Source organism: Lentzea sp. NPDC037011, assembly GCF_055607425.1.
Map to the genome: position 1 here is coordinate 195,490 of NZ_JBVJRT010000013.1, position 26,451 is coordinate 221,940.

At 70.9% G+C, this 26,451-nt stretch carries 32 protein-coding genes; 15 read left to right on the forward strand and 17 right to left on the reverse strand.

All coding sequences use genetic code 11. From position 1 onward, the window contains the following. The first annotated feature begins 37 nt into the window (after positions 1 to 37). The 8 genes from ACZ7CH_RS34115 to ACZ7CH_RS34150 all read left to right on the forward strand — a co-directional run bounded on the left by ACZ7CH_RS34115 (position 38) and on the right by ACZ7CH_RS34150 (position 6,592). Positions 38 to 847 (forward strand): AfsR/SARP family transcriptional regulator, encoded by an 810-nt coding sequence (locus ACZ7CH_RS34115; RefSeq protein ID WP_360397361.1) that lies wholly within the window; start codon positions 38 to 40, stop codon positions 845 to 847. A 158-nt stretch (positions 848 to 1,005) separates the two neighbouring features. Beyond that, positions 1,006 to 1,257: an acyl carrier protein gene (locus tag ACZ7CH_RS34120; protein ID WP_360397363.1), complete on the forward strand. Its 252-nt coding sequence runs from the start codon at positions 1,006 to 1,008 to the stop codon at positions 1,255 to 1,257. 28 nt (positions 1,258 to 1,285) lie between these two features. After that, positions 1,286 to 2,221 carry an aromatase/cyclase gene (locus ACZ7CH_RS34125; protein WP_470371829.1) on the forward strand — a complete coding sequence of 312 codons (936 nt, stop codon included), beginning with the start codon at positions 1,286 to 1,288 and terminating at the stop codon, positions 2,219 to 2,221. Positions 2,222 to 2,234: 13 nt separating this feature from the next. Continuing rightward, positions 2,235 to 2,420: a hypothetical protein gene (locus tag ACZ7CH_RS34130; RefSeq protein ID WP_360397367.1), complete on the forward strand. Its 186-nt coding sequence runs from the start codon at positions 2,235 to 2,237 to the stop codon at positions 2,418 to 2,420. Then, entirely contained in the window at positions 2,421 to 3,134 is a 714-nt protein-coding gene (locus ACZ7CH_RS34135; RefSeq protein ID WP_360397369.1) for a beta/alpha barrel domain-containing protein, read from the forward strand. Next, positions 3,131 to 4,399, forward strand: coding sequence for a beta-ketoacyl-[acyl-carrier-protein] synthase family protein (locus tag ACZ7CH_RS34140; RefSeq protein ID WP_360397371.1), 1,269 nt, complete (start codon positions 3,131 to 3,133; stop codon positions 4,397 to 4,399). The genes ACZ7CH_RS34135 and ACZ7CH_RS34140 overlap by 4 nt, the downstream gene beginning before the upstream one ends. Next, positions 4,396 to 5,610: a ketosynthase chain-length factor gene (locus ACZ7CH_RS34145; protein WP_360397373.1), complete on the forward strand. Its 1,215-nt coding sequence runs from the start codon at positions 4,396 to 4,398 to the stop codon at positions 5,608 to 5,610. Before ACZ7CH_RS34140 ends, ACZ7CH_RS34145 begins: the two co-directional genes overlap by 4 nt. Positions 5,611 to 5,674: 64 nt before the next feature. Beyond that, positions 5,675 to 6,592: an acyltransferase domain-containing protein gene (locus ACZ7CH_RS34150; RefSeq protein WP_360397375.1), complete on the forward strand. Its 918-nt coding sequence runs from the start codon at positions 5,675 to 5,677 to the stop codon at positions 6,590 to 6,592. A gap of 180 nt (positions 6,593 to 6,772) precedes the next feature. Here the strand turns inward: ACZ7CH_RS34150 and ACZ7CH_RS34155 are convergent, their stop codons facing one another. Beyond that, positions 6,773 to 7,549 carry a cyclase family protein gene (locus ACZ7CH_RS34155; RefSeq protein ID WP_360397377.1) on the reverse strand — a complete coding sequence of 259 codons (777 nt, stop codon included), beginning with the start codon at positions 7,547 to 7,549 and terminating at the stop codon, positions 6,773 to 6,775. Between the two features lie 94 nt (positions 7,550 to 7,643). Here ACZ7CH_RS34155 and ACZ7CH_RS34160 point away from each other — a divergent pair, with 94 nt between their 5' ends. Genes ACZ7CH_RS34160 through ACZ7CH_RS34170 form a run of 3 tightly spaced genes read left to right on the forward strand, consistent with a single transcriptional unit; the run spans position 7,644 to position 9,889 of the window. Then, complete coding sequence (locus tag ACZ7CH_RS34160; protein ID WP_360397456.1) at positions 7,644 to 7,952, forward strand: antibiotic biosynthesis monooxygenase family protein; 309 nt, start codon at positions 7,644 to 7,646, stop codon at positions 7,950 to 7,952. Beyond that, entirely contained in the window at positions 7,949 to 8,947 is a 999-nt protein-coding gene (locus tag ACZ7CH_RS34165) for a CaiB/BaiF CoA transferase family protein (RefSeq protein WP_360397458.1), read from the forward strand. Before ACZ7CH_RS34160 ends, ACZ7CH_RS34165 begins: the two co-directional genes overlap by 4 nt. A 9-nt stretch (positions 8,948 to 8,956) precedes the next feature. Continuing rightward, positions 8,957 to 9,889 carry an LLM class F420-dependent oxidoreductase gene (locus ACZ7CH_RS34170; protein WP_458433780.1) on the forward strand — a complete coding sequence of 311 codons (933 nt, stop codon included), beginning with the start codon at positions 8,957 to 8,959 and terminating at the stop codon, positions 9,887 to 9,889. Between the two features lie 25 nt (positions 9,890 to 9,914). Here ACZ7CH_RS34170 and ACZ7CH_RS34175 read toward each other — a convergent pair whose 3' ends face one another. The 6 genes from ACZ7CH_RS34175 to lpdA all read right to left on the reverse strand — a co-directional run bounded on the left by ACZ7CH_RS34175 (position 9,915) and on the right by lpdA (position 15,922). Continuing rightward, entirely contained in the window at positions 9,915 to 10,415 is a 501-nt protein-coding gene (locus ACZ7CH_RS34175) for a hypothetical protein (protein WP_470375803.1), read from the reverse strand. 38 nt (positions 10,416 to 10,453) lie between these two features. After that, the gene (lipB, locus tag ACZ7CH_RS34180) at positions 10,454 to 11,182 is read right to left on the reverse strand and encodes a lipoyl(octanoyl) transferase LipB (protein ID WP_360397383.1); all 729 of its coding nucleotides are present in this window, start codon (positions 11,180 to 11,182) and stop codon (positions 10,454 to 10,456) included. Then, positions 11,139 to 11,717 (reverse strand): phosphatase PAP2 family protein, encoded by a 579-nt coding sequence (locus ACZ7CH_RS34185; RefSeq protein ID WP_360397385.1) that lies wholly within the window; start codon positions 11,715 to 11,717, stop codon positions 11,139 to 11,141. Before ACZ7CH_RS34185 ends, lipB begins: the two co-directional genes overlap by 44 nt. Continuing rightward, positions 11,714 to 12,604, reverse strand: a complete 891-nt coding sequence (locus tag ACZ7CH_RS34190) for a TIGR01777 family oxidoreductase (RefSeq protein WP_470371826.1) — start codon at positions 12,602 to 12,604, stop codon at positions 11,714 to 11,716. The genes ACZ7CH_RS34185 and ACZ7CH_RS34190 overlap by 4 nt, the downstream gene beginning before the upstream one ends. 109 nt (positions 12,605 to 12,713) lie before the next feature. Then, positions 12,714 to 14,483: a 2-oxoglutarate dehydrogenase, E2 component, dihydrolipoamide succinyltransferase gene (gene sucB, locus ACZ7CH_RS34195; RefSeq protein ID WP_458433777.1), complete on the reverse strand. Its 1,770-nt coding sequence runs from the start codon at positions 14,481 to 14,483 to the stop codon at positions 12,714 to 12,716. Between the two features lie 50 nt (positions 14,484 to 14,533). Then, positions 14,534 to 15,922, reverse strand: coding sequence for a dihydrolipoyl dehydrogenase (lpdA, locus tag ACZ7CH_RS34200; protein WP_458433776.1), 1,389 nt, complete (start codon positions 15,920 to 15,922; stop codon positions 14,534 to 14,536). A 180-nt stretch (positions 15,923 to 16,102) separates the two neighbouring features. Here lpdA and ACZ7CH_RS34205 point away from each other — a divergent pair, with 180 nt between their 5' ends. Further along, the gene (locus ACZ7CH_RS34205) at positions 16,103 to 16,429 is read left to right on the forward strand and encodes an oxidoreductase (protein WP_360397393.1); all 327 of its coding nucleotides are present in this window, start codon (positions 16,103 to 16,105) and stop codon (positions 16,427 to 16,429) included. Here ACZ7CH_RS34205 and ACZ7CH_RS34210 read toward each other — a convergent pair. The 3 genes from ACZ7CH_RS34210 to ACZ7CH_RS34220 form a co-directional block, all read right to left on the reverse strand. Next, positions 16,426 to 16,653, reverse strand: coding sequence for a hypothetical protein (locus ACZ7CH_RS34210; protein ID WP_458433775.1), 228 nt, complete (start codon positions 16,651 to 16,653; stop codon positions 16,426 to 16,428). The two genes, ACZ7CH_RS34205 and ACZ7CH_RS34210, sit on opposite strands and share 4 nt — an antisense overlap. Further along, entirely contained in the window at positions 16,650 to 17,111 is a 462-nt protein-coding gene (locus tag ACZ7CH_RS34215; RefSeq protein ID WP_470375804.1) for an OsmC family protein, read from the reverse strand. The genes ACZ7CH_RS34210 and ACZ7CH_RS34215 overlap by 4 nt, the downstream gene beginning before the upstream one ends. 108 nt (positions 17,112 to 17,219) lie before the next feature. Beyond that, positions 17,220 to 18,692, reverse strand: a complete 1,473-nt coding sequence (locus ACZ7CH_RS34220) for a leucyl aminopeptidase (protein ID WP_360397399.1) — start codon at positions 18,690 to 18,692, stop codon at positions 17,220 to 17,222. 217 nt (positions 18,693 to 18,909) lie between these two features. Here ACZ7CH_RS34220 and ACZ7CH_RS34225 point away from each other — a divergent pair, with 217 nt between their 5' ends. Beyond that, the gene (locus ACZ7CH_RS34225; RefSeq protein ID WP_470375805.1) at positions 18,910 to 20,160 is read left to right on the forward strand and encodes an APC family permease; all 1,251 of its coding nucleotides are present in this window, start codon (positions 18,910 to 18,912) and stop codon (positions 20,158 to 20,160) included. Here the strand turns inward: ACZ7CH_RS34225 and ACZ7CH_RS34230 are convergent. Then, entirely contained in the window at positions 20,084 to 20,353 is a 270-nt protein-coding gene (locus tag ACZ7CH_RS34230; RefSeq protein WP_360397403.1) for a hypothetical protein, read from the reverse strand. The genes ACZ7CH_RS34225 and ACZ7CH_RS34230 overlap by 77 nt on opposite strands. 92 nt (positions 20,354 to 20,445) lie before the next feature. Here ACZ7CH_RS34230 and ACZ7CH_RS34235 point away from each other — a divergent pair, with 92 nt between their 5' ends. Further along, a complete protein-coding gene (locus tag ACZ7CH_RS34235) occupies positions 20,446 to 21,534 on the forward strand; it encodes a branched-chain amino acid aminotransferase (RefSeq protein WP_360397405.1) in 1,089 nt (362 codons plus the stop codon). Positions 21,535 to 21,556: 22 nt separating this feature from the next. Here ACZ7CH_RS34235 and cobS read toward each other — a convergent pair whose 3' ends face one another. The 3 genes from cobS to cobU are packed head-to-tail and all read right to left on the reverse strand — an operon-like array spanning position 21,557 to position 23,948. Continuing rightward, on the reverse strand, positions 21,557 to 22,261 hold the full coding sequence (cobS, locus tag ACZ7CH_RS34240) for an adenosylcobinamide-GDP ribazoletransferase (protein ID WP_470375806.1): 705 nt from the start codon (positions 22,259 to 22,261) through the stop codon (positions 21,557 to 21,559). Next, entirely contained in the window at positions 22,258 to 23,412 is a 1,155-nt protein-coding gene (gene cobT / locus ACZ7CH_RS34245) for a nicotinate-nucleotide--dimethylbenzimidazole phosphoribosyltransferase (RefSeq protein ID WP_360397409.1), read from the reverse strand. Before cobT ends, cobS begins: the two co-directional genes overlap by 4 nt. Continuing rightward, positions 23,409 to 23,948, reverse strand: coding sequence for a bifunctional adenosylcobinamide kinase/adenosylcobinamide-phosphate guanylyltransferase (cobU, locus tag ACZ7CH_RS34250; protein WP_360397411.1), 540 nt, complete (start codon positions 23,946 to 23,948; stop codon positions 23,409 to 23,411). The genes cobT and cobU overlap by 4 nt, the downstream gene beginning before the upstream one ends. A 16-nt stretch (positions 23,949 to 23,964) precedes the next feature. On the opposite strand from cobU, the gene ACZ7CH_RS34255 reads away from it, so the two are divergent. Beyond that, positions 23,965 to 24,165: a hypothetical protein gene (locus ACZ7CH_RS34255; protein ID WP_360397413.1), complete on the forward strand. Its 201-nt coding sequence runs from the start codon at positions 23,965 to 23,967 to the stop codon at positions 24,163 to 24,165. A gap of 3 nt (positions 24,166 to 24,168) precedes the next feature. Here ACZ7CH_RS34255 and ACZ7CH_RS34260 read toward each other — a convergent pair whose 3' ends face one another. The 3 genes from ACZ7CH_RS34260 to ACZ7CH_RS34270 are packed head-to-tail and all read right to left on the reverse strand — an operon-like array spanning position 24,169 to position 26,451. Further along, on the reverse strand, positions 24,169 to 25,155 hold the full coding sequence (locus ACZ7CH_RS34260; RefSeq protein WP_360397415.1) for an aldo/keto reductase family protein: 987 nt from the start codon (positions 25,153 to 25,155) through the stop codon (positions 24,169 to 24,171). 33 nt (positions 25,156 to 25,188) lie between these two features. After that, positions 25,189 to 25,809: a class I SAM-dependent methyltransferase gene (locus tag ACZ7CH_RS34265; RefSeq protein ID WP_458433769.1), complete on the reverse strand. Its 621-nt coding sequence runs from the start codon at positions 25,807 to 25,809 to the stop codon at positions 25,189 to 25,191. After that, positions 25,810 to 26,451, reverse strand: a complete 642-nt coding sequence (locus ACZ7CH_RS34270; RefSeq protein WP_360397419.1) for a DUF3043 domain-containing protein — start codon at positions 26,449 to 26,451, stop codon at positions 25,810 to 25,812. It lies immediately after the preceding gene.

Sequence of the window (26,451 nt, forward strand, 5' to 3'; positions counted from 1 at the left end):
GACTAACGGTGTGCTCGGAACCGAAGGAGGGGTCGCGATGCAGATCAAGGTCCTGGGGCCCGTCGAGGCCAAGGTGAACGGTCGCTCGGTGACGCCCACCGCGGCCAAGCCGCGGCAGGTCCTGGCGCTGCTCGCGCTGCACTCCGGGCAGGTCGTGTCCGTCCCTACCCTCATCGAGGAGCTCTGGGGCGACCGGCCGCCGCGCAGTGCGCGCACCACCCTGCAGACCTACGTCCTGCAGCTGCGCAAGCTCATCGGCGACGCACTCTCCGCCGACGGTGCGAACGCCGCGAAGGAGGTGCTGGTCACCCGGTACGGCGGCTACCTGCTCGACGTGCCGGAGGAGGCCGTCGACGTGCACGAGTTCGAACGCCTGGCCCGCGCCGGCCAGCAGGCGAGCGAGGTCGAGGACTTCGCCTCCGCGTCCCGGCTGCTGCGCCAGGCGCTGGAGATGTGGCGCGGCCCGGCCGTCGTCGACGTGCGCCCCGGCATGCCGCTGAGCATCGAGGTCGTGCGGCTGGAGGAGGCCCGCCTGGGCGTGCTCGAGGCGCGCATCGACGCCGAGCTGCGGCTGGGCAGGCACAAGTCGCTGCTGAGCGAGCTGTCCGTGCTGACCGTGCAGAACCCGATGAACGAGAACCTGTGCGCGCAGTACATGATCTCGCTGTTCCGGGCCGGCCGGCAGTGGCAGGCGCTGGACGCGTTCAAGGCGCTGCGCAACACCCTGATCGAGGAGCTCGGCGTCGAGCCCTCGTCCCGGCTGCAGGGGCTGCAGCACGCCATCCTCACGTCCGACCCGCGGCTGGACAGCGCGGAAACCCGCCAGTTGCAACGACTTCTGGCCTGAGTGTCGTTCCAACGGCCCCCGTCACCCTGTGACGGGGGCCGTTTTTCGTTGTGCGGCAACAACTTCTTCGAGGACATCTCCAGCGGTGCACAGCCGCGCGCTGGCAACCTCACTGGTGGGCGCGCGGAAACCGCCCGCTGGAGGAAAGGAAGCTAGCCGTGAGCGCACTGAGCATCGAGGGCCTCAAGGAGATCCTCAACGAGGCCGCGGGCGACGACGACTCGTTCAAGCAGGGCCAGGACATTCTCGACATCCCGTTCCTCGAGCTGGGCTTCGACTCGCTCGCCCTGCTGGAGACGGTCGCGCTGATCAAGCGCAAGCACGGGGTCGCCATCGCCGACGACGAGATGGCGTACCTGGAGACACCGCGTCAGCTGCTGGACAAGGTCAACGGGCAGATCGCGGCCTGACGCCGGCGACTCGGATACGGAGACGGACATGACGCACACCACCACGCACACGGTCATGATCGGGGCTCCCGCCAAGGTGGTGTACGACCTGGTCGCGGACGTGACGACCTGGCCGTACATCTTCGGACCCACGGTGCACGCCGAGGTGTTCGAACGGGACGGCTCGACCGAGCGGTTGCGGTTGCACGCTTTCGCCAACGGTGACGTGCGCACGTGGACGTCCCGCCGTGAGCTGGACCCGGCGAACCTGCGCATCGAGTTCCAGCAGGAGCGCTCTGCCGCACCGGTGAAGACGATGGGTGGGGAGTGGCGGATCGTCCCGATCGCCGACTCGGCGACCCGGGTCGATCTGCTCCACCACTTCACCGCGGCGCAGCCCGAGGCGGTCGACCTCATCCTGACCGCCGTCAACAACAACAGCGACGCCGAGCTCGCCGCCCTCAAGCGGGCGGCCGAGTACGGCGACGACTACGACAAGCTGGTGCTGTCGTTCTCCGACAGCATCACGATCCACGCGAGCCGCAAGGACGTCTACGAGTTCCTGTACCGGTCGGACCTGTGGCCGCAGCGCCTGCCGCACGTCGCCCGGCTGGACCTCACGGAGGCCGTCACCGGTGTGCAGTCCATGGAGATGGACACGCGCAGCCCGGACGGGTCGATCCACACCACGCACTCGGTGCGGGTCTGCACCCCGTACGACGGCATCGTCTACAAGCAGACGCACACGCCGCCGATCATGGCGGCGCACGTCGGCCGGTGGACGTTCCGCGACATCGGCGACGGTGTCGAGGCCGGGATCGAGGCGACCTCGCACCACACGGTCGTCATCCGGTCCGAGGTGGTTCCCGAGGTGCTGGGAGCAGACGGGACGATCGAGCGCGCCCGAGAGCTGATCCGCCACGCGCTGGGCACCAACAGCCTCACGACCCTCCGGCACGCGAAGGAATTCGCCGAGAACGGATGACAGGGGTGACGTGATGAGGTTGGCTGGCGCGGACTTGCTCACCGCCGCTGCACGCGCTGCGAGCCGCAACGGGCTCTACGTGGTCTCCACGTACCTGGAGAAGGCCGCGGTCGAGCACCAGCGCAGGGGTTGCCCTTCCGACGTGGGGCACTGCGCGTACGAGATCGAGGCCTCCCGAGTGCTGTTGTCGGGGTTCTAGATGGAGCTCTACGACATCTCGCTGCGCCGCGCCGGCCGGTCCACCTCGGACGGGCTGGTCGCGGTGCGGCGCCTCGACGCGCTCGGCGTCGCGTTCGTCGACGGAGGAAGACCCACCCGGTCGTTCTACCGCCGGGCGGCCGTCGAGCTCCGGTTGCGGATCGCCACCCTCATCGCGTCGGGCGGTGCGGAGGACCTCGACGCACTGCTGGCCGCGGAAACACCCGCGGTGGCGGTGGTTGTCCAAGGGCACGGCATTTCGGTGGTCCGGGACGCCGTGCGTCAGCTCGTGCGCGCCGAACGACGAGTGGTCGTGGAGGCGCGGGACTTCTTCGACGGCTGGCTGACCGACCCCGAACACGCGTTGGAGGTCGTGCTGTCGGCCGCGGAGGCTGGGGCGGAAACCGTGTTGCTGCACGACACAGCGGGCAAGCTGTGGCCGGACCAGATCGGCGAGATCATCTCCTCGGTCGCGGAAACCGGTGTGCCCCTTGGATTTGGTTGTCACGACGACGGCGCGGCGGCCGCGAAGCAGCTGTTCGCGGCCGATGCGGGGGCCGGCCTCGTACAGGGGTCCTACGCCGTCGTTCGAGGTGGCCTCGATCGGGCCGTTTCACCATCGGTTCATTCGGCAGAAACAGGTGTCGCTCCCGTGCCCTGTCCGAGATTGGAGCAGACCGTGTCCGCACAGAAGGCGATTGGAGGTGTCCGATGAGTCGTCGCGCCGTCATCACCGGGGTGGGCGTGGTCGCACCTGGTGGCATCGGAACGAAGGCGTATTGGAAACTGCTGTCCGAAGGGCGTACGGCGACTCGCAACATCACGCACTTCGACGCGTCTCCGTACCGCTCCCGCATGGCGGGGGAAGCAGATTTCGACCCAGTGCGCGAAGGCTTGACGCCGCAGGAGATCCGCCGGCTCGACCGGGCCGCGCAGTTCGCGGTCGTCGCGGGTCGTGAGGCGATGTCCGACTCCGGCATCGAGTTCGACCAGCTCGACCCCGGCCGCATCGGTGTCTCGCTCGGCACCGCAGTCGGCTGCACGACCTCGCTGGAGCGCGAGTTCATCGTCGGCTCCGACCGGGGCAAGTACTGGGAGGTCGACCAGTCCTACGCGGTCCCGCACCTCTACGACTACTTCACGCCGTCCTCGATGGCGACGGAGCTGGCGTGGACGGTCGGTGCCGAGGGGCCGGTGTCCGTGGTCTCCACGGGCTGCACCTCCGGTCTCGACTCGGTGGGCTACGCGGCCGAGCTGATCATGGAGGGCTCCGCGGACGTCGTCGTCACCGGCGGCACCGAGGCCCCGCTCTCCCCGATCACCGTGGTGTGCTTCGACGTGATCCGCGCGTCCAGCACCCGCAACGACGACCCGACAACGGCGTGCCGGCCGTTCGACAAGACCCGCGACGGCCTGGTGCTGGGCGAGGGTTGCGCGATCATCGTGCTGGAGGAGCTGGAGCACGCCCGTGCCCGCGGCGCCCACATCTACGGTGAGGTCGCCGGCTTCGCCTCGCGGTGCAACGCCTACCACATGACGGGCCTGCACCCCGAGGGCATCGAGATGTCCGACGCCATCAACATCGCGCTGAAGCAGGCGCGGTCGGACGCCACGGACGTCGGCTACATCAACGCGCACGGGTCGGGCACCAAGCAGAACGACCTGCACGAGACAGCGGCGTTCAAGCGCTCTCTCGGTGCGCACGCCTACAAGACCCCGGTCTCCGGCTTCAAGTCGATGATCGGGCACTCGCTGGGTGCGATCGGGTCCCTGGAGATCGTCGGCTCGCTGCTGGCGTTCGAGCAGGACCTCATCCCGCCGACGGCGAACCTCCACGAGCAGGACCCGGAGTGCGACCTCGACTACACGCCACTGGTGGCGCGTGAGAAGAAGGTCGACACGCTCCTGACCGTGGGCAGTGGTTTCGGTGGGTTCCAGAGCGCCATGGTGCTCAAGAAGGTGGAAGGGGCAGGCCGGTGACTCGGGCGGTGGTGACGGGAATCGGCATCGCGTCGCCGAACGGATTGGGGCCGACCGCGTACTGGCGGGCGACCCTGCACGGTGAGGCGGCGATCAAGCCGATCACCCGGTTCGACAGCGCGAACTACTGGGCGAAGATCGCCGGCGAGGTGCCAGGCTTCGAGGCAGGGCGGCACCTGCAGGGTCGCCTGCTGCCGCAGACGGACCACATGACGCGGCTGACACTGGTCGGCACGGACTGGGCGTTGCGTGGTGCGGGTGTGCAGCCGAACGACATCCCCGACACCGACATCGCGGTGATCACCGCGGCGACGGCGGGCGGGTACGAGTTCGGGCAGCGCGAACTGCAGAAGCTGTGGCACCAGGGCCCGGAGTACGTCTCGGCGTACCAGTCGTTCGCGTGGTTCTACGCGGTCAACACGGGGCAGATCTCCATCCGGCACGGCACGCGCGGTCCCGGCGCGGTCGTGGTGTCCGAGCAGGCCGGTGGCATCGACTCCATCGGTCACGCCCGCCGGCAGCTGCGCAAGGGCGTGCAGCTCGCGCTGACCGGCGGCATGGACTCCTCGCTGTGCCCGTGGGCGTGGGTCGCCCACCAGGCGTCGGGTTGCCTGTCGCGCAACAACAACCCGAAGCGCGCCTACCTGCCGTTCGACCGCGACGCCTCCGGGTACGTCGCCGGTGAGGGCGGTGCGATCATGGTCGTCGAGACGCCGGAGTCGGCGGCGGGACGGCCGGGGACGCGCATCTACGGCGAGATCGTCGGGTACGCCTCGACGTTCGACTCGAAGATGCCGTCGCGGGAGCCGGGGCTGAAGCGCGCCGCCGAGCTGGCGCTGCGTGACGCCGGCATGGACGCCTCGGAGATCGACGTGGTGTTCGCCGACGCGGCGGGCATCCCGGAGCTCGACAAGGCGGAGGCCGACGCGATCAAGGCCATCTTCGGGCCGTACGGCGTGCCGGTGACGGCGCCGAAGACCATGACCGGCCGCCTCTTCGCCGGTGGCGGGTCCCTGGACGTGGCCTCGGCGATCCTCTCCATCTACTGGAGCGCGATCCCGCCGACCGTCAACGTCGAGAACCCGGTGCCGGAGTACGAGATCGACCTCGTGATGAACGAGGCGCGGCACGGCAAGGTGAAGGCCGCTCTGGTGCTCGGGCGCGGCAAGGGCGGCTTCAACTCCGCCATGGTGGTCCGCGAGTACAGGTGATGTCACCCGCACAGGGGTCGTGAGGTCTTCCTCGCGGCCCCTGTCGCTTTTCTGGAGGCTTTCTGTGGACGTAGCACTGATGTTTCCCGGGCAGGGGTCGCAGTACCCGCGGATGGCGGCGTCGCTGTACGGCACCGAACCGGTGTTCACCGCGGCCGTCGACGAGGTGGTCGAGCTGTTCGGCGAGGTCGGGTCGGTGGCCTGCGCGGACTGGCTCGCCGGCGACGACATCGACCACGTGTCGCGCGCGCAGCCGCTGCTGTACGCGGTCGACTACGCGCTGGGGCGCCTGGTCCTGTCGTGGGGCGTGCGACCGGTCGCGCTGATCGGGCACTCCGCCGGCGAGGTCGTCGCGGCGACCCTGGCCGGGGTGTTCACGCTGCCCGAGGCCGTGTCGCTGGTGCGCGACCGGGTCGTGTCGGCGGTGTCGATCCCGTCCGGCGGGATGCTCGCCGTCGCCGCCTCCGAGGCCGACCTGCTGCCGTACCTGGAGGGCGACGTCGCCATCGCCGCGGTGAACTCGGCGCGGCAGACGATGCTGGCCGGGCCCGACGAACCGCTCGCGCGGGTGCGGGCGCGGCTGGAGGCCGATGAGTACGTCGTCGTCACCGTGCCGGCCACGACCCCGTTCCACAGTCCGGCGATGCAGCCCGCCGTCGACGAGGCGCTGGCCGCGTGGACCGTGTCCCCGCGCGCGCCGCGGCTGCCGCTCTACTCCGGGTACACGGGCAAGCTGATGACCGAGGCCGACGCGTCGTCCGCGCGGTTCTGGACGCGGCAACTGACCGACGCCGTGTACTTCGGGCCGGCGCTGAACGAGCTCGTGGCGATGCACGACGTGCTGCTGGTGGAGGCCGGTCCCGGGCAGACGCTGACGTCGTTCGCGCGGCGCACGAAGGCCGTCCGGTCGGGCGCCTCGGCAGTACTGCCGCTGCTGGACGCCGCGGACTCCGTCGAGACCGCCCGCGCCCGCCTCGCGTGACAACGGTTCCCAAGACGTAAAAGGGCCGCCCTCTCCCGGAGTGACTCCTGGGGGAAGGGCGGCCCTTTGGCGGCGTTCAGTCGATCCCGCGGACGATGTGGTCTTCGTTCTCCGGTGGCCATATTTCGTTGTTTTCCATACCTTCACGGTAGGTATGGTGATTCAGCTCTCACTTGAGAGCTAGTCGTCGAGAAGGGCGACGGCCCTCGTCCAGCCCGCGCCGGCACCCTTGATCTTCACCGGGAACGCGACGACGGTGAAACCGAAGTCCGGCAACGCGTCCAGGTTCGCGAGGCGTTCGATCTGGCAGTACTCGCGGTCGCGGCCGGCGAAGTGCGCGGGCCACAGCACGCCCTCGTCCCCGGTCGCCAGGTAGCGCTTCACGATGTCGGGGAACGGCGCGTCGAGGCTGAACGCGTCGGTGGCGATCACCTTGACCCCGAGGTCCAGCAACAGGTTCGTGGCAGGGCCGTCGAGCCCGGTGTAGTCGGTGAAGTAGGTCTGGGTGCCCGCGTGCTCGGCAGCACCGGTGTCGAGGATGACGACGTCCATCGGCTTGGGCGTGTAGCCGATGCGGGCGAACTCCTTCTCCAGCACCTCGGGGCCGATGACGCCGGTGCCGTGGCCGCGCACGTCGAGCTTCACGCCGGGGTTGTGGAACCACTCCAGCGGCATCTCGTCGATGTGGCGCGGGACGCCGGTGCCGTAGGTGGTCTTCGAGCCGTAGTGGCTGGGAGCGTCGACGTGGGTGCCGGTGTGGGAGGTGAGGCTGATCCGGTCCAGCGTCAGGAACTCCGAGTCCCGCAGCACGGAGACGTCGAACTCGATGCCGAGCCGCGCCTTCAGCTGCTCGGCCATGTGTTCGGCACCCTGGGCGGCCGTGAGCACCTCGTGCGTCACCGGGTCCGCTTCGTACGCGGATGCGTCAATGGGGGAAGACAGATCGATGATGCGCATGCCGACGAGCCTGGCGGGCGTTCCTTGAGCACGTCTCAAGACGCGGTGTGCATGGTCTTCGCAGGTGTCCGGTCCGATTGGGGAGTGCCTCGCGATGATCACCTTCGTCAACCGCTTCAAGCTCACCGGCGAGCCCGAGGAGTTCGAGAAGGCCTTCGACTCCACGGCCGAGTTCCTGCGCGCCCAGCCCGGTCTGGTCAAGTACACGCTGTCGCGCCAGCTCGACGAGCCGACCTCCTACATCAACATCGCCCTCTGGGAGAGCGCGGACGCCCTGCGCGCGGCGCTCGCGCACCCGGACTTCGGCAACCACGCCAAGGCGATGCGCGGCCTGGCCGAGTCGCAGGGCGCCATCTTCGGCCCGCGGCTGTCCTTCGACGCGCCCGTCGCCGAAGCGGCCTGATGAACCCGTTGCAGGGCCTGCGGGTCGTCGAGTTCGGCGGCATCGGGCCCGGTCCGCACGGCGCGATGCTGCTCGCGGACCTCGGCGCGGAGGTCGTGCGCGTCGAGCGCCCGTCCGGCGGCCTGTCCGTGGTGCCGGACGCCTCCCGCGACTTCCTGTTGCGCGGCAGGCGTTCGGTGACCGCGGACCTGAAGTCGGCCTCGGGCAGGTCCGAGGTGCTGTCGCTGATCGCCTCGGCCGACGTGGTGGTCGAGGGCTTCCGGCCCGGTGTGCTGGAACGGCTCGGGCTCGGCCCGTCCGACTGCCTCGCGGTCAACCCCGGGCTGGTCTACGCGCGGATGACCGGCTGGGGCCAGGACGGCCCGCTGGCCCAGCGCGCAGGGCACGACATCAACTACCTGTCGGTGACCGGGGTGCTGCACGCCATCGGCAAACCACCGCTGAACCTCGTCGGTGACTTCGGCGGCGGCTCGCTGTACCTGGTGCTGGGCGTGCTGGCGGCGCTGTGGGAACGCCAGCGCACCGGCCGCGGCCAGGTCGTCGACGCGGCGATCGTCGACGGGGTGGCCTCGCTCGCGCAGATGATCTGGTCGATGAAGGCGCAGTCGGTGTGGACCGACGCCCCCGACGCGAACCTGCTGGACGGCGGCTGCCCGTTCTACTCGCTCTACGAGTGCGCGGACGGCGGTTCGGTGGCGGTGGGGTCGCTGGAGCCGCAGTTCTACGCGCTGCTGCTGGCCGGGCTCGGGCTGTCGGGCGAGGACCTGCCCGCGCAGCTCGACCGGGACGGGTGGCCGTTGCTGCGCAAGGCGTTCGCGGAGGTGTTCCTGAGCCGGACCCGCGACGAGTGGGCCGACGTGTTCGCCGGCACCGACGCCTGCGTGACACCGGTGCTGTCGCTGGAGGAGGCGGCGTCGCACCCGCACCTGGTGGCGCGCGGGGTGTTCACCCCGGACGGTGCCGCCGTTCCTGCGCCGCGCTTCTCCGCCGACTAGGTTCGGGATGTGGAACTTCGCATCTTCACCGAGCCCCAGCAGGGGGCGAGCTACGACGACCTGCTCCGGGTGGCGCGGACCGCGGAGGACGCCGGCTACGGCGCCTTCTTCCGCTCCGACCACTACCTGAAGATGGGCTCGGCCGACGGCCTGCCCGGTCCCACGGACCCGTGGATCACGTTCGCGGGCCTGGCCAGGGACACGTCGACGATCCGCCTGGGCACGCTGATGACCGCCGCGACGTTCCGCTACCCCGGCCCGCTCGCCATCAGCGTCGCCCAGGTCGACCAGATGTCCGGCGGCCGCGTGGAGTTCGGCATCGGCGCCGGCTGGTACGAGGCAGAGCACACCGCCTACGGCATCCCGTTCCCGGCGCTGGGGGAGCGCTTCGAGCGGTACGAGGAGCAGCTCGCCATCATCACCGGCCTCTGGGAGACACCGCTCGGCGGCACGTTCTCGTTCGAGGGCAGGCACTACTCGCTGACCGACTCGCCCGCGCTGCCCAAGCCCGCTCAGGAGCAGATCCCGGTGCTGGTCGGCGGCACGGGCGCCCGCCGCACCCCGGCGCTGGCCGCGTCGTACGCCACCGAGTTCAACCTGCCGTTCACCGGCATGGACAAGGCGGTCGAGCAGTTCGCCCGCGTCGACGCCGCCTGCGCCGAGATCGACCGCGACCCGGCGGAGATCATCCGTTCGGTCGCGCTCGTCGCGTGCGTCGGCCGCACCGACGCCGAGGTCGCCCGCCGGGCCGCCGCCATCGACCGCGAGCTCGACGAGCTCAAGGCCGACGGCCTCGCCGGCAGCCCGGCGGAGGTCGTCGACCGCATCGGCCGCTGGCGTGAGCAGACCGGGATCCAGCGCGTCTACCTGCAGGTGCTGGACCTGGCCGACCTCGACCACATCACCGAGATCGCCGCCGACGTAGCTCCACAGCTCACCTGATATCCCGTATATCGCGTACGGGACATCAGCTCAGAGCTGCGCGCACTGCTGCCGGCATCGGCAGCACGTAGCTCGCGAACCGCCACCGGTATCCGATATATCGCAGCTGCAGGCCGGGGTCGTCGAGGTAGCGCTGCTCCAGGCCGCCCTGACCGAGCACGAGCGTGAGCCCGCGCCCGAGCATCGACGGCGAGTCGAGCTCGAACCGGTCGCGCAGCACGTCGGCGGCCGCGTGGTCACCGAGCTCCAGAGCAGCTCGGCGCACAGCTTCGACCGGCACCATCAGGTCCTGCTCGTCAGCTCGGACGCCGTCGCGATGTGCGATGTCCAATACATCAAGCGCTCTTTGATGAGCTCCGCCGTCGAGGCCCAGGTAGTACTGCTCCCAGTCACCGACGCGCACCTCGCCGCTCCAGGCCCGCACGGGCGCGGCCACCGCCGCCGCGCCCGTGCTCGCCCACAGTCCCGATGATGCGAATGCCGTGACACCGGCAGCCGTGAACAACTGGCGTCGGGAAAGCTTCACGACGCACCCTCCTCCGCAAACCCGCGGCCCGCGCGGGGCTACGGAATGCTAGCGAAGGTGATACCCGGAGCGACGGGTCCAGAGCGGGCCAAAGTGCGGTCCGTCAGGGGGAGCGTGCCGTCGAGCGCGGCCAGCACAGCGTCACGGGCGAGCGGCAGGACCTCGGCGACGGTGACGTCGCGGCCGAGCTCGTGCGACAGCGACGCGACTCCCGCGTCCTTGATGCCGCACGGGATGATGTCGCCGAACGCGTCGAGGCTCGCGTTGCAGTTGATCTCGAAGCCGTGCATGGTCACGCCGCGCTGCACGCGGATGCCGATCGCGGCGACCTTGCGCTCCGGGCCGCGGTCGTCGGCGGGCAGCCACACGCCGCTGCGGCCCTCGACCCGGCCGGTGTGCACGCCCAGCCGGTCGCACACCTCGATCAGGCCCTGCTCGACGCGCCGCACGTAGTCGACGACGTCCATCGGCTCGGCCAGCCGGACGATCGGGTAGCCCACGAGCTGGCCGGGGCCGTGCCAGGTGATCTTGCCGCCGCGGTCGACGTCGACGACCGGGGTGTCGCCGCCGACGGGCCGTTCCTCGTCGAGCGTGCGCCGACCGCACGTGTAGACCGGCGGGTGTTCGAGCAGCAGGAGCGTGTCAGGGCCGGTACCGCCGGCACGCGCCTCCGCGATCTCCTTCTGCAGGTCCCACGCCGCCATGTAGTCGATGAGGCCCAGCTCACGGACGACGACGGGGTCTGGCGAGGTGCGGCACGAGTTCACGTACCGACGTTACCAACCCCAGCGCGAGGCCGACCAGGATGCCGACCCCCGTCACACCCAGCACCGCGCCGATGACGTCGGTCACCCAGTGCATCTCCAGCACGATCCGCGCGAAGCCCGCCACCAGCACCGCGAGCACCGCCCACAGCACACCCCGGCGGAACAGCACCACCAGCGTGAACGCCACCGACGCCACCGCCACCGTGTGCCCGCTCGGGTAGCTGGGCAGGTGGTACTCCAGCGGCCGGACGCGGTCGAACAGCCACCGCGTCAGCACCGTCGCCGAGCAGAGCGCGTGCAGCGCGAGCGCCTTCCACAGCCGGGTGTCGCGCCGCCGCCACGCCAGCACGGCGAGCACCGCCGCGAACGCCCACCCGATCGTCGGCCCCAGCACCAGGCTCACCGCGAACGCCACCGCCCGCAGCCACTCCGGCCGCGGCAGGGCGTCGTGCACCCACACGTCGAGCCCGGTGACCTCGGGCAGTCCGAGCAACACCCAGGAGATCACCAGCACGGCGCCCAGCGCGCGCGTCATGCGACCGCCGCGTTCAACGCCGCCGGCAGCGCCGGGTGCAGGAACGTGAACCCGCGGCTCTCCAGCACCTTCGGCGTCAGCCCCGGCCCGGTGAGCAGCAGCTCCTCCGCCATCTCGCCACCGAGCAGCGCCTTCAGCGCGAACGCGGGCACCGACCACGGCGCAGGCCGGCCCAGCGCCGCCGCCACCGCCCTGGTGAACTCGGCGTTCGTCACCGGCGCCGGCCCGGCCACGTTGACCGGCCCGCGGACGTCGTCGTGCTCGACCACGAACCGGTAGGCGGAGACGACGTCGTCCAGCGACACCCACGGGAAGTACTGCTCACCCGACCCGAGCTTGCCGCCGAGGAAGAGCTGGAACACCGGCTTCAACCGCCCGAACACCCCGCCGGTGGGGGAGATGACGACCGCCGTGCGCATCAGCACGACCCGCACGCCGGCCTCCTGCGCCACCGCCGTCGCCGCCTCCCACTGCTGGGTCAGCCGCGACATGAACGTGTGCCCGGCCGGGGCGTCCTCGTCGGCGAGCCGCGACCCGGTGTCGCCGTAGAAGTGCGCACCCGACGAGCTCACCAGCACCGGCACCCCGTGCTCGACGACCGCCGCCGACAGCACCTCCGCCGGCACGATCCGGCTGTCGTGCAGCACCTGCTTGCGCGCGTCGTCCCACCGCTTGTCGCCGATGCCCGCACCGCAGAGGTTGACGACGGCGTCGACGCCGTCGAACGTGCCGTCGTCGACGCGGCCGGCGTACGGGTCCCAGCCGCGCTCGTCCGGCGCGGCGGCCCTGCGGCGCACCAGCCGCAGCACCTCGTGACCGGCGGCGCGCATCGACGCCACCAGGCTCGTTCCGATCAGGCCCGACGATCCCGCGATGACAACTCGCATGCCTGAATCGTTCCGCAGACGACCAGCCGCTGCACAGTGGCGGCAAATGTGCTGAAGGCCACCCCGGACAAACCGGGATGGCCTTCAGCTACGAGCGATGTGCGATATGTCAGAGACCGAGGTCGGCCTCGAACGAGCCTTCCTCCAGGCGGTTCTTCACCGTCGTGAGGAAGCGGCCCGCGTCCGCACCGTCGACCAGGCGGTGGTCGTAGGTGAGCGCGAGGTACATCATCGAGCGGATCGCGATGGTGTCGTTGCCGTCCTCGTCGGTCAGGACGACCGGGCGCTTCTTCACGACGCCGACGCCCAGGATGCCGACCTGCGGCTGCTGGATGATCGGGGTGTCGAAGAGCGCGCCGTTGCTGCCCAGGTTGGTCAGCGAGAACGTGCCACCGGTCAGCTCGTCCGGCGTGAGCTTGTTCGACCGCGCCCGCGCGGCCAGGTCACCGATCTTGTGGGCGATGCCCGACAGGTTCAGGTCACCGGCGTTGTGGATCACGGCGTTGAGCAGGCCGCGCTCCGTGTCGATCGCCAGACCGAGGTGCTCGGCACCGTGGTAGGTGACCTCCTTGCGCTCCTCGTCGATCGACGCGTTGAGCACCGGGTGGGCCTTGAGCGCCTCGATGGCGGCCTTGGCGAAGAACGGCAGGAACGTGAGCTTCGCGCCCTCCCGCGCCTCGAACGCCTTCTTCGCCTGGTTGCGCAGGCGGGCGATCTTGGTGACGTCGACCTCGAACACCTGGGTGAGCTGGGCCGACATCTGCAGCGACTCGCGGGTGCGCTGCGCGACGATCTGACGCAGGCGCGGGAGCTTCTGCACGGTGCCGCGCTTGCCCGAGTCGTCGGCCGCGGCCGGGGTGGCGGTGCGGCCGGCGGGAGCGGCGGCGGCCGGAGCAGCGGCGGCGGGCGCGGGAGCCGGGGCCTTCTTGGCCTCGACCGCGGCCAGCACGTCCTGCTTGCGGATGCGGCCACCGACACCGGTGCCCTTCAGCGAGCCCAGGTCGATGCCGTTCTCCGACGCGAGCTTGCGCACCAGCGGCGTGACGTACGGCGTGCCGTTGGCGTCGTCGCCGGAGGTGGCCGGAGCCGACTGCTGCGGGGCGGCCTGCGGGGCCGGTGCCTGCTGCTTCGGTGCCTCTTCCTGCTTCGGCGCCTCCTGCTGCTGGGCGGGAGCGGGTGCCTCCTGCTTCGGCGCGGGGGCTTCCTGCTCGGGCTCCGGCTTCGACTCCGGTGCGGGCGCCGACTGGGCCGGGCTGCCGGAGCCGATGACGGCGAGCTTGCCGCCGACCTCGACGGTCTCGTCCTCACCGGCGGTGATCTCCAGCAGCGTGCCGGCGACCGGAGAGGGGATCTCGGTGTCGACCTTGTCGGTCGAGACCTCGAGCAGCGGCTCGTCGACGTCGACGCTGTCGCCGACCTGCTTCAGCCAGCGGGTGACGGTGCCCTCGGTCACGGACTCGCCGAGCGCGGGCATCGTGACGTCGGTGCCCTCGGCCGAACCACCGGACTGCGCCGGGGCCGCGGGCGCCTCCTGGGCCTCCTCGGAGGGCTGCTGCCCGGAAGGCTGCGTCTGCTGCGGCTCCTCCTGCTCGGGAGCGGACTCCTGCTCGGGAGCCGGGGCCGAGTCGGACGAACCGCCGTCACCGTCGCCGATGACCGCGAGCTCGCCGCCGACCTCGACGGTGTCGTCCTCCTGGGCGACGATCTTCTGCAGGACGCCCGCCGCGGGGGAGGGGATCTCGGTGTCGACCTTGTCGGTGGACACCTCGAGCAACGGCTCGTCCACCTCCACCCGGTCGCCTTCCTGCTTCAACCACCGGGTGACCGTGCCCTCGGTGACACTCTCACCGAGTGCGGGCATCTGGACGGAGAAGGCCATTGTTCGCTGACTCCTCGTGCTCTCGTGTGGCTGACTTGGATGGGAAGCGGTCAGCCGTGCACGTGCAGCGGCTTGCCGGCCAGGGCGAGGAACGCCTCGCCGAGGGCTTCAGTCTGGGTCGGGTGGGCGTGGACCAGCGGGGCCACGTCGTCCGGGTAAGCCTCCCAGCTGTAGATCAGCTGGGCCTCACCGATGAGTTCGCCGACGCGCTCGCCGACCATGGTGATGCCGACGACCGGGCCGTCGGGCGCCTTGACGAGCTTCACGCCGCCGGCGGTCTTGAGGATCTGGCTCTTGCCGTTGCCCGCGAGGTCGTACACGAACGTCTCGGCGGAGCCGTACTTCTCCTTCGCGGCGGCCTCGGTGAGACCGACGGAGGCGACCTCGGGCTTGCAGTAGGTGACGCGCGGGATCCCCGCCTCGTCGATCACCTTCGGGTTCTGGCCCGCGATCTCCTCGGCCACGAAGATGCCCTGCTGGAAACCGCGGTGCGCGAGCTGCAGGCCCGGCACGATGTCACCGACGGCGTAGACGCCCGGCAGGTTCGTGCGCAGCCGCTCGTCGGTGACGACGAACCCGCGGTCGATCGTGATGCCAGCCTCCTCGTAGCCGTGACCCGCGCTGTTCGGGCCGCGGCCGACCGCGACGAGCAGCAGGTCGGCGTCGAGGACGTCGCCGTTCTCCAGCGTGACGGACACGCCCGAGTCGGACTGGGTGGCGCCGGTGAACTTCACGCCGGTCTTGAACTTGATCCCGCGCTTGCGGAACGCGCGCTCCAGCTGCTTGGAGGCGTACTCGTCCTCGGCGGGCACCAGCCGGGGCAGCGCCTCGACGATGGTGACCTCGGCGCCGAACGACCGCCACACGCTCGCGAACTCCACGCCGATGACGCCGCCGCCCAGGACGACGACCTTCTCCGGGATGAAGTCCAGGGTGAGCGCCTGGTCGCTGGTGATCACGCGGCCGCCGATCTCCAGACCGGGCAGGCTGCGCGCGTACGAACCGGTCGCGAGCACCACGTTCTTGCCGGTGTAGCGCTGACCGTCCACGACGACGGTGTTCGGGCCGACGAACGTGCCGGCGCCCTCGACGAAGGTGACCTTGTTGGCCTTCGCGAGTCCCTGCAGGCCCTTGTAGAGCCGCGAGACCACACCGTCCTTGTACGAGTTCACGCCGGCGATGTCGATGCCCTCGAGCGAGCTCTTCACACCGAACTGGTCGCCTTCGCGGGCGTTGTCCGCGACCTCGGCCGCGTGCAGCAGCGCCTTGGTCGGGATGCAGCCGCGGTGCAGGCACGTGCCACCCAGCTTGTCCTTCTCGACCAGGACGACGGACAGGCCGAGCTCGGCCGCGCGGAACGCGCAGGCGTAGCCACCCGAACCACCGCCGAGGATGACGAGATCGGCGTTGGTGGCCGACTCCAGTTCCGGCGAAGTCACTTCGGATCTCCTCGGGATTACTTACTACGCGCGGGTGCGCGCGAGGTACGCGGCCATCTTGTCACTAGTTGCCGGAGCGTGGTGATCCGGCATGGGCCACCCGGCTGGCTTTCTGATCATTCACCTACTCATGACACCCCTTCCTGGCACCATGGTGGAGGGAGTCGCAGGAGGTGCCCGATGGGGCTGTTCGACCGTTTCCGCAGGAAACCACGTCCTGGAGTGCTGCGCACCGCGTCCAACCAGGACACGAGCCACCTCGAGGAGTGGACGAGGAGCCGCCAGGGGGTGGAGGCCTACGTCGAGCCGAAGACCACGGTGACCGAAACCACTGTGGTCCTGGTCGCGCACGACGGCGAGTGGACCCGCCGCCGCGTCGCGAGCACCGACGCCGCCCGCTCGTTCGCCCGCAAGCACGGCATGCCGATCTACGACGCGGGCATCGTCGGCTACCCCAAGCGCATGCGCGACTACACCGCGCGCCAGAAGAAGCTGGGCAACGGCTAGCACGCCTCGCTCGCCGTCGCCCGCGCCGTGCAGCGGCCTGCCGCCTCGACCTCGACCAGCCGGTGCAGGTGCTCGGCGAACGCGGGGTGGCCGGTGAGCCCGTCGGTGACCTCGGCCCAGAACTCGCCGAGCAGCCGTTCCCGGTCCTCATCGGACATCGGGGCGAGCCCGTGCGGCACGGCCCTGCGCGCGACGTCCCCGATGGGGTGGAAGCCCGGTTTCACCGCACCGTCGGCTCATGCCGCACCGGGAAGTTCACGCTCGCCGCGATGAAGCACATCGAGTGCGCCTTCTCGTGCAACGCCTGCGCGGTGGCCCGCATCTCCGGGTCGGCCACGGTCACGACCGGCTTCAGCAGGACCTCGGTGAAGCGGCCCGACCCGTCCGGGTGCTCGGCCATGGTGCCGCCTGCCTGGTCGCGGTAGTCCGTCACGACCACCCCGTTGAGCGACGCGAGGTGCAGGAACCACAGCATGTGGCACTGCGACAGCGACGCGAGGAGCAGCTCCTCGGGGTTGTAGCGCGCCGGGTCGCCGCGGAACGCCGGGTCCGACGACCCGGGGATCATCTCCTTGCCCGGTGCCCGCACCTCGTGCGCGCGTTCGTAGGCCTTGTAGCCGGCGGTGCCGCTGCCGGTGTTGCCCGTCCAGACGACCTCGACCTCGTAGCGATGCGTCCCCATGCGGAAATACTCCTCTCCTCGGGCGGTGTGCCCAAACCCGGCGAGAGGCGTGTCCCCACACGCGGTCCCGCGACCGTCCACGCCGGACGGTCGCGGGACCCGGTCACCTCAGCCGTTGGCCGCGATGTCGGCGAGCACCGCCGCGATCGTGCGGACCGGGACGCCCGTGCCGCCCTTGGAGGTGTAGCCGTAGGGGCCGCCGGTGTGGAACGCCGGGCCGGCGATGTCGATGTGCGCCCACTGCACGCCCTCGGCCACGAACTCGCGCAGGAACAGGCCCGCGGCGAGCATGCCGCCCCACCGGTGACCGGTGACGTTCGCGAGGTCCGCGAGGCGCGAGTCGAGGTCGGCGCGCAGCTCCTCCGGCAGCGGCATGGCCCACGCCGACTCGCCGACGGCGGTGCCGATGCGGGCGACGCGGTCGCGGAACTCCTCCGAGCCCATGACACCGGACGTGCGCTTGCCCAGCGCCACGACCTGCGCGCCGGTCAGCGTCGCGGTCTCGATCAGGTAGTCGGGGCCGTCCTCGCAGGCGCGCACGATCGCGTCGGACAGGATCAGCCGGCCCTCGGCGTCGGTGTTGAGCACCTCGACGGTCTTGCCGCCGTACATGGTGAGCACGTCACCGGGGCGGTAGGCGTCGCCGGAGGGCATGTTCTCCGCCATCGGGATCGAGGCGATGATCTCCAGCGGGTACTTGAGCTTCGCGGCGAGCACCATCGAGGCGACGATCGCGGCGGCACCGGACATGTCCGAGGTCATCTCGTCCATGCCCGCGGCCGGCTTGATCGAGATGCCGCCGGTGTCGAACGTGATGCCCTTGCCGACCAGGGCGACCTTCTTGGTGGCCTTGGCACCCTTGTAGGAGATGCGCACGAGGCGCGGCTGGCGGGTCGAGCCGCCGCCGACGCCCAGGATGCCGCCGAAGCCCTGCTTCTTCAGCGCCTTCTCGTCCAGCACCTCGACGTCGAGACCGGCGGCGGTCGCGAGCTTCGCGGCGCGGTCGGCGAACGAACCGGGGTAGAGGTCGTTCGGCGGGGTGTTGATGAAGTCGCGTGCGATGGCGACCGACTCGGCGATCGCGACGGCGGCCTTCAGCGCGGCCTTGTTCTCCTTGGAACCGGCGGCGTGCAGGTCGACCTTCACGACCGCGGCCTCGCCCTTGTCCGACTTGTACTCGGTGAACGAGTACGCGCCGAGCAGGGTGCCCTCGGCGGCGGCACCGACGTGCAGCGCGCCCAGGGTGTTCACGGCGCGCTTCTTGCCGGCGAGCGCGCGGGCGGCGACACCGGACGCGCGGCGCACCTGCTCCTCGCCCGCGGTCTTGCCCAGGCCGACGGCCAGGACGAGCGGGGCGGAGATCTTGCCGAACGTCGGCACCTTGACGAGCTCGTCGGCCTTGCCCGTCGCGCGCAGGGTGCCGAGCACCTCGAGCAGCGCGCCGTCGAACGCGGCGTCGACCGCTTCGGCACCGGGCGCGAGCTCCAGACCGTCCGCACCCTGCAGGGTGCCCACGACGACTGCGTCCGCGGCGGTGGTGCTCAGGTCACCTTCGGTGAGGGCCAGCTTCGGGGCTGTCACGTGCTGCTCCATGGGGTTGTGCGTGGTATGTGTGCTCGGAATCGTGACCTATGCTAAAGGTCGGAGTGCGCCGCCAATGCCGAGCCCCGCCTCGTTCGGCGGCAATCCGTGACGTTGACAGTTGCTAAGAGTGTCCGAACCGGGCGTGTTCGCCCGATCCGTGCGTCATTCGACCGGGTGGTTACGGCCTGATGCCCCATCTGCGAATGTGTACCCCGTGACCCACACGCCTCGCGAGATCGCAGCGACGATCGCGCTCGGTCTGCCCGCGGTGCTCGGTGCGGGGGTCTTCGCCGGATTCGCTCCCGCCGCAGGTCTTGCGGGCTGGTGGCTGCTCCCGGCGCTGGCCATCTCCGCGGCAGCCGCCCTGTGCTCGGCCTTCTCGACAGCGGACCAGTCCCGTGCCTACCCCGACGTCGGCGGCGGTTACGGATACGTACGTGCTCAGCTCGGTGTGTGGCCCGCACGGATGACAGCGAGCGCGCACCTGCTCGGCCGGTGCGCGATGGCGGCGGCGTTGGCGGTGATGTTCGGCGCGTACGTGGTGCCGGACCAGCCGCTGGCCGGTGCGCTCGTCCTCGTGGCGGCCACGGCGCTGCTGGGCGCGGCCGGGTTCCGCTGGGACGTCGGCGTCAGCACGGCGGCCGCGGTGGTCGTGCTCGGCGTGCTGGTGCTCGTGGCCGTGGCGAGCTTCGCCATCCCGCCGGTGCCGTCGGCGGGGGAGACGGGCAGCGCCAACGAGCTCGTCGGTGCCGCCGGCCTGATGTTCGTGGCGTTCACCGGCTTCGAGCGCGTCACCGCCCCGCACCGCGGTGAGCGGCCGCACCCGCCGGGTGTGCTGCGGATCGCCATCCCCGTCCTGGTCGGACTGCCGTTCGCGGTGTACCTGGCCGTGGGCGCCGGTGTGCTGCGCCAGCTCGGCAGCGCGCGCCTCGCCCTGTCGCCCGCGCCGCTGCGGGACGCGCTCGTCGCGGCGGACGCGGCGGCGCTGGTGCCGCTCGTGCAGATCGCCGCCGCGGTGGCCGGGGTGACCGCGTTGCACTTCGTGCTCGCGTCGGCGCACCGGACGCTGACCGGGCTGGTGGAGGACGGCGACCTGCCGGGCCGCCTCAAGCCCGCGGTGCTGTCGGTCGTGGTCGTGGCCGCGTGCGCGCTCGCGGTGGTCGTCATGCCGTTGTCGATCGCGCTGGGCGTGGCGGCGTGCGCGACGCTCTTCTACTACGCGTTCACGAACGCGTCGGCGCGCGTGTTGCTGCAGAACGACCGCACGTGGCCCATGCGCACCGCCTGCCTCGGGCTCGGGCTCTCCGTGCTGCTCGCCATGAGCACGCCGGTGCCCGCGCTGCTCATCTCGTTCGCGGGAGTGGGCGCCGGCACGGGGCTGATCGGCGCTACAGCGTCGCTGAGAGGAAGACGAGCAGCGTCACGGCGACACACGCCACCAGCCCGTACACCCGGCCGTTCGTAGAGGGCTTGTCCTTGCTGATGCCGTAGTACCCGGCGAGGAAGAAGACGGCCAGGAACACGGCGCCCACGACACCGCCGGCCCCGCCGAGCACGTAGCCGTCGAGCAGCGTCAGCCCGGTGCCCAGCACGAGCAGCGCGGCCTGCAGCACGGTGCGGACGTCAGCACCCTTCGAAGATCGTTCCTGCTCGGTCATGGTCGGGGACTCTAACCGGTGTGACTTAGTAGGACGTCCGAGTTTTGGGAAGACGATTTTCCGTATCCCGACCTGCGTATTACCGTGCTCACATGACGAGCGCGTTGCCTTTCACCCGGACCTCCCACCCGCAGCCGGCGACCCCGGAACGCGTAGCGGAGGTGCTTGCCAAGCCGGGCTTCGGGCAGCACTTCACCGACCACATGGTGACGATCCGCTGGAACCGCGAGCAGGGCTGGCACGACGCAGAGGTCGGCCCGTACTCCACCCTCGCACTGGACCCCGCGGCAATGGTGCTGCACTACGGCCAGGCGATCTTCGAAGGGCTCAAGGCCTACCGGCAGCCCGACGGTTCGATCGCGTCCTTCCGCCCTGAGGCGAACGCCGAGCGCTTCCGCGCGTCGGCCCGCCGCATGGCCATGCCCGAGCTCCCCGACGAGCTGTTCCTCGAGTCGGTGCGGCAGATCCTCGCCGTCGACGGCCACTGGGTGCCCTCGGCGCCCGAGGAGTCGCTCTACCTGCGGCCCTTCATGATCTCGACGGAGAAGGGACTCGGCGTGCGACCCTCGTCCGAGTACCTCTACGTGCTGATCGCCTCCCCCGCCGGCTCCTACTTCGCGAGCGGCGTCCGCCCGGTGAGCGTGTGGCTCTCGACCGAGTACGTCCGCGCGGCCCCCGGTGGCACCGGCGCGGCCAAGTTCGCCGGCAACTACGCCGCGTCCCTCGTGGCGCAGGCGCAGGCCGCGGAGAAGGGGTGCGACCAGGTCGTCTGGCTCGACGCGGTGGAACGCCGCTGGGTCGAGGAGATGGGCGGCATGAACCTGTTCTTCGTCTACGGCGACAAGGTCGTCACCCCCGAGCTGACCGGCACGCTGCTGCCCGGCATCACCCGGAGCTCGCTGCTGCGGCTGGCGTCCGACCTCGGCCTGACCGTCGAGGAACGGCGCATCTCGACCGACGAGTGGGAGAAGGCGAACGCCTCCGGTGAGCTCACCGAGGTCTTCGCGTGCGGCACGGCCGCCGTCATCACCCCCGTCGGCCACGTCAAGCACGCCGGTGGCGAGTTCTCCATCGCCGACGGCGGCACCGGCTCGGTGACCATGAAGCTGCGCGAGCGCCTGACCGGCCTGCAGCACGGCCACGTCGCCGACACCCACGGCTGGATGACGGTGCTCGGCTAGGTCCCCGTCCTGGTCAGGTCCCCTACCCGGAGACGACCAGCACGACGAGCAGTGCGAGTTCGGCGGCAGCACCGAGCACATCACCGGTGATGCCGCCGAACCGCCGCACGGTGTGCCGCACGAGCAACCACACCAGCAGGGCCGCGACGACGACGGCGACGACGGCGCGCACCCCGAGCGGAACCGCCGCGACGGCGAGCACCACCCACGTGCCGGCGACGACCGCCGGGTGCTGCGTGCCCGCGACGAGCGCGCCGAGCCCCTCCGGCCGAGCCGCGGGCACGCCGCGCAGGCAGCAGATCCCGAACGCGGCCCGGCTCACCGCGAACGCCAGCAGCACCGTTCCCCAGTGGGCCTGGGGCAGCGCCGCTGCCTGAGCTCCGAGCACCACGATCAACGTGACGACGCCGAACGGCCCGGCGCCGCCGTCCTTCATGACCTTCAGCGCCCGCTCGGGCGGCCCGTAGCAACCGAGGCCGTCGGCGACGTCGGCGAGCCCGTCGACGTGCATGCCGCGCGACACCAGAGCTACGACGCCGACGACCAGGAACCCAGCCACCAGCGCTGATATATCGGATATCGCGAGCAGCTCCAGCACACCAGCCGCGAACGCGCCGAGCAGCAGGCCGACGACCGGTGCCCAGCTGATGGCCCGCCGAGCCGCGACGCCGTCGACGGCGTCGACGCGGATCGGCAGGACCGTCAGCCAGGAGAGGGCGAGCTTCACTCAGCCGGTTCTTCGCGGCTCGGTTCCCGGCGGCTCAGCTCTGCGTCGTCGTCATCGTCGACACCGTCGAGCTGCTTCTCCAGCACGTGCTGGTCCTCGCGGGCCGTGACACCGGCGCTCTCGAACGTCGCCATCTCCGCGAGCACCTTCACCGCGGCGCTGAGCAACGGCAGCGCCGCCACCGCACCGGAGCCCTCGCCCAGTCGCATGCCGAACTCCAGCAGCGGCTTCAGGTTCAGGTGCCCCAGCGCGATCGCGTGCGCGGGCTCGGCCGACTCGTGCCCGGCGACCCACCACTCGCGCGCACCCGGCGCCAGCTCCTCGGCCACCACCGCGGCCGCACCGACGACGACGCCGTCGAGCACCACCGGGGTCTTGCGCACCGCCGCCTGGGCCAGGAACCCGGCCATCGCCGCGATGTCCGCGCCACCGGCCGTGGCCAGCAACGCCACCGGGTCGCTGATCACCAGCCGCGCCCGGCGCAGCGCGTCGCGGATCGCCGCCGTCTTGCGCATCCACGCCTGGTCGTCGATGCCGGTGCCGCGGCCGACGACCGCGACCGGCTCCGACCCGGTCAGCGACGCGATCAGCACCGCCGCCGGCGTCGTGTTGCCGATGCCCATGTCGCCCGCGACGAGCACGTCGGCGCCCGAGTCGACCTCCTCGTCGGCGACGGCGCGACCGGCCGTGATGGCCGCCTCGCACTGCTCGCGGGTGAGCGCGTCCTCGCGGTCGATCGACCCGGACGAGCGCCGCACCTTGTGCGCGCTGACCGCGGCGGGGGTGTCGGAGTCGACGGCCATGTCGACCACGCGCACGGTGGCTCCCGCGACCTGCGCGAGCACGTTCACCGCGGCGCCGCCGGTCAGGAAGTTGGCGACCATCTGCCCGGTCACCTCGCTCGGGTACGCCGACACGCCCTGCGCGGTGATGCCGTGGTCGCCCGCGAACACCACGACCCGCGGCCGCACGAACGGCTTGGGCGGCACGACGCCCTGGCACGCCGCGACCCACATGCCGAGGTCCTCCAGGCGGCCGAGCGAGCCGACCGGCTTGGTCAGCACCGCGTGCCTGGCCCGCGCCTCGCGCAGAGCGGTCTCGTCCGGCGCCTCCACCGGCGGGAACTCGGTGCTCACCTGGTCACTCCTCATCGCAGTCTCAGCGGGATGCCGGCGACGAGCAGCAGCACCTCGTCGCACACCCCGGCGACGCGCGCGTTGAGCGCACCGAGGTGGTCGCGGAAGAGCCTGCCAGAGCGCGTCGACGGAACGACGCCGAGGCCGACCTCCGCGCTCACCAGCACGAGCCGCGCCCGGCAGGTGGCGATGGAGCCGACGAGCTCGTCGACGGCGCGTTCGACCGCGCCGATGCCGTGGCCCTCCCACGCGCCGGCGTCGTCGAGCGCGCCCACCAGCCACGTCGACAGGTCGTCGACCAGGATCGGCGGGTCGTCGTACGACGTCGCGGTGAGCAACGCCGACAGGTCACCGGACGCGGGCGCCTCCACGGTGTGCCAGGTGGACGGGCGGCGGGCGACGTGCTTGGCGATGCGCGCGTCCCAGTCCGGGTCGTCGGGGTAGCGGCGCGCCGTTGCGACATATGTCACGGTCGCGTCCGTGAGCAGGCCTTCCGCGTGCGCGGACTTGCCCGAACGGGCGCCGCCGAGCACGAGCGTTCTGGTGGTCAAGGGTTAGCCTTCGTCCATGGAGTTCCGCTGGCGCTACCAGGATGCACAGGGCCGGGACGTGGCCGGCCCGGACGTGGTGTTCGCCGACCAGGCGGAGGCGGAGGAGTGGTTCAGCGCCGGGTGGCGTGACCTGCTCGACGCCGGGGTCGAGCAGGTCACGCTCCTGCGCGCGGAGTCCGAGGTGTACGGCCCGATGAGCCTGCACCCCGCGGGCTGAGGATCAGCCGGCGGCGGTGAGCCTCGGGTCGTCCGTGACGACGCCCTCGAGCACGCCGTCGATCTTCTTCAGCACCTCGTCGTCGAGCTCGACGTCGACCGCCTTGACGTTCTCGACGACCTGCTCCGGCCGCGAGGCGCCGATGATCGCGGACGCGACGTTCGGGTTCTTGAGCACCCACGCCACCGCGAGCTGCGCCATCGTGACGCCCACCTCGTCGGCGATCGGCTTGAGCTGCTGCACCGCGGTCAGCACGTCGTCGCGCACCCAGCGGGCGATCATCTGCGACCCGCGCTCGTCGGCCAGCCGCGAGCCCGCCGGCGCCTCGGCACCCGGCAGGTACTTGCCGGTCAGGACGCCCTGCGCGATCGGGGAGAACACGATCTGGCTGATGCCCTCGCGCTCGCACACCGGCACGACCTGCGGTTCGATGACGCGCCACAGCATCGAGTACTGCGGCTGGTGCGACACGAACGGCACCTTGAGCTCACGGGCCAGCGCGGCACCGCGGGTGATCTGCTCGGCGGTCCACTCGGAGACACCGACGTAGAGGACCTTGCCCTGGCGGACGAGGTCGGCGAACGCCAGCATCGTCTCCTCCAGCGGCACCGAGTGGTCGTACCGGTGGGCCTGGTAGAGGTCGACGTAGTCGGTCTGCAGGCGCTTCAGGGAGGCGTTGGCCGACTCCATGACGTGCTTGCGGCCCAGGCCGCGGTCGTTGGGACCGCCGGGGCCGGTCGGCCAGTAGACCTTCGTGAGCAGCTCCAGGGACTCGCGCCGTTCGCCCTTGAGCGCCCGGCCGAGCACCGACTCCGCCGCGGTGTTCGCGTAGACGTCGGCGGTGTCGAAGGTCGTGATGCCGGACTCCAGCGCGGCCTTCACGCAGGCGTGCGCTTGGTCCTCCTCGATCTGCGAACCGTGCGTGAGCCAGTTGCCGTAGGTGATCTCGCTGACGCTCAGGCCGCTGCGGCCAAGACGACGGAACTTCATACATCGGAGCTTAGTCCGAGTTCCTTCGGCTTGCTAATGAACTTCGGGAGCGTCCCAGACCAGCGTGTACCGCCAGAACAACCGCCTGCGCACGCGCGCACCGGGCGTGCTCTCCCGCGCCGCCGCGCGGATCTCGGCCAACGTCGGAGCGGTCCACACGACCGGCATCTCCGAGTCGTGCGCACCGGTGCGCTGACCGGTGGCCCACTTCGCGATCCCGACGAGCGCGTTCGCGGGCAGCGCGACGGCCTCCACCACCAGCTCGGCCTTCGTGGCGAGCGAGTACAGCCCCACGACGACCAGCCGCCCGCCCGGCGCGGTCAGCCCGGCCAGCCGCGCGAGCCCCTCGCGCAACGGCAGGTGGTGCAGGCTCGCCTCGGCCGTGACGACGTCGAACCGCCCCAGGTCGTGCGTGAGGACGTCGCCGTGGACCCACCGCACGCGCGTGCTCGTCGCACTGGCGCGCTCGACCATGCGCTCGTTCGCGTCGATCGCCGTGACGCTCCGCGCGTCGACCGACCGGGCGAGGTCACCGAGCCCGCAGCCCACGTCCAGCGCCGACCCGGCCCCGGACGGCAACTGCCGGAGCAGCCAGCGGCGGTACCACGCGTTGTGGTCCCACCGCAGCCGCTCCGGCAGTGACAGCCGGACCACCTACTTGACGGCGTCGCCGGGGCCCACGCGCGGCTTGGGGATGCGCAGCTTGCGCAGCTGGCTCGCGCGGATGAACGCGTACCAGCCGATCGAGATGCCCTTGATCGGCTCGGTCGGGAACTTCGCCCGCACCCGCTTCGTGACGATCCGGCCGAGGACGAAGCCCTCGATGATCATCGCGATCAGCATGAACGTCGTCGCCAGCGTCGCGTACCGCTGCACCGCCAGCGACGGCGTCAGCAGCGCCACGAACACCAGGATCGCGAGCGGCATGAACAGGCCCATGAGGTTGCGGCGCGAGTCGACCAGGTCGCGGATGTAGGCCTTGACCGGCCCGCGGTCGCGCACCGGCAGGTACTTCTCGTCGCCCGCCATCATCCGCGCACGGCGGTCGGCGGCCGCGGCACGGCGCTCTTCCTTGCTCACCTTGTTGCCGCGCATGCGCTTGAACGCCTCGCGCTGCGTGCGGGGCGGCGGCGGGACGGGACCGCTGCGCCTGGCCTGCGCTTCCCGGCGCTTCGGCGTCGCACGGCCCTTGCCCGCGGTCCGGTTCCGGTCGAGCGGCTCGGCGAGCTCGGCCTCCGTCGCGGGTGCTTCGGTGGCGGTGGCGGTGTCGTCGGAGTTGCGGCGCAGGAACCTCAC

Bases quoted from the DNA above. Each gene is read 5' to 3' on its own strand.
- ACZ7CH_RS34205 (WP_360397393.1), top strand. From the start codon at position 16,103: ATGGGGCTGTTCGACCGTTTCCGCAGGAAACCACGTCCTGGAGTGCTG.
- ACZ7CH_RS34255 (WP_360397413.1), top strand. From the start codon at position 23,965: ATGGAGTTCCGCTGGCGCTACCAGGATGCACAGGGCCGGGACGTGGCC.
- ACZ7CH_RS34155 (WP_360397377.1), bottom strand. From the start codon at position 7,549: ATGCGCATCATCGATCTGTCTTCCCCCATTGACGCATCCGCGTACGAA.
- ACZ7CH_RS34140 (WP_360397371.1), top strand. From the start codon at position 3,131: ATGAGTCGTCGCGCCGTCATCACCGGGGTGGGCGTGGTCGCACCTGGT.
- ACZ7CH_RS34235 (WP_360397405.1), top strand. From the start codon at position 20,446: ATGACGAGCGCGTTGCCTTTCACCCGGACCTCCCACCCGCAGCCGGCG.
- ACZ7CH_RS34125 (WP_470371829.1), top strand. From the start codon at position 1,286: ATGACGCACACCACCACGCACACGGTCATGATCGGGGCTCCCGCCAAG.
- ACZ7CH_RS34130 (WP_360397367.1), top strand. From the start codon at position 2,235: ATGAGGTTGGCTGGCGCGGACTTGCTCACCGCCGCTGCACGCGCTGCG.
- ACZ7CH_RS34185 (WP_360397385.1), bottom strand. From the start codon at position 11,717: ATGACGCGCGCGCTGGGCGCCGTGCTGGTGATCTCCTGGGTGTTGCTC.
- ACZ7CH_RS34135 (WP_360397369.1), top strand. From the start codon at position 2,421: ATGGAGCTCTACGACATCTCGCTGCGCCGCGCCGGCCGGTCCACCTCG.
- ACZ7CH_RS34230 (WP_360397403.1), bottom strand. From the start codon at position 20,353: ATGACCGAGCAGGAACGATCTTCGAAGGGTGCTGACGTCCGCACCGTG.
- ACZ7CH_RS34115 (WP_360397361.1), top strand. From the start codon at position 38: ATGCAGATCAAGGTCCTGGGGCCCGTCGAGGCCAAGGTGAACGGTCGC.
- cobT (WP_360397409.1), bottom strand. From the start codon at position 23,412: ATGAGGAGTGACCAGGTGAGCACCGAGTTCCCGCCGGTGGAGGCGCCG.
- ACZ7CH_RS34190 (WP_470371826.1), bottom strand. From the start codon at position 12,604: ATGCGAGTTGTCATCGCGGGATCGTCGGGCCTGATCGGAACGAGCCTG.
- ACZ7CH_RS34260 (WP_360397415.1), bottom strand. From the start codon at position 25,155: ATGAAGTTCCGTCGTCTTGGCCGCAGCGGCCTGAGCGTCAGCGAGATC.
- ACZ7CH_RS34160 (WP_360397456.1), top strand. From the start codon at position 7,644: ATGATCACCTTCGTCAACCGCTTCAAGCTCACCGGCGAGCCCGAGGAG.
- sucB (WP_458433777.1), bottom strand. From the start codon at position 14,483: ATGGCCTTCTCCGTCCAGATGCCCGCACTCGGTGAGAGTGTCACCGAG.
- ACZ7CH_RS34215 (WP_470375804.1), bottom strand. From the start codon at position 17,111: ATGGGGACGCATCGCTACGAGGTCGAGGTCGTCTGGACGGGCAACACC.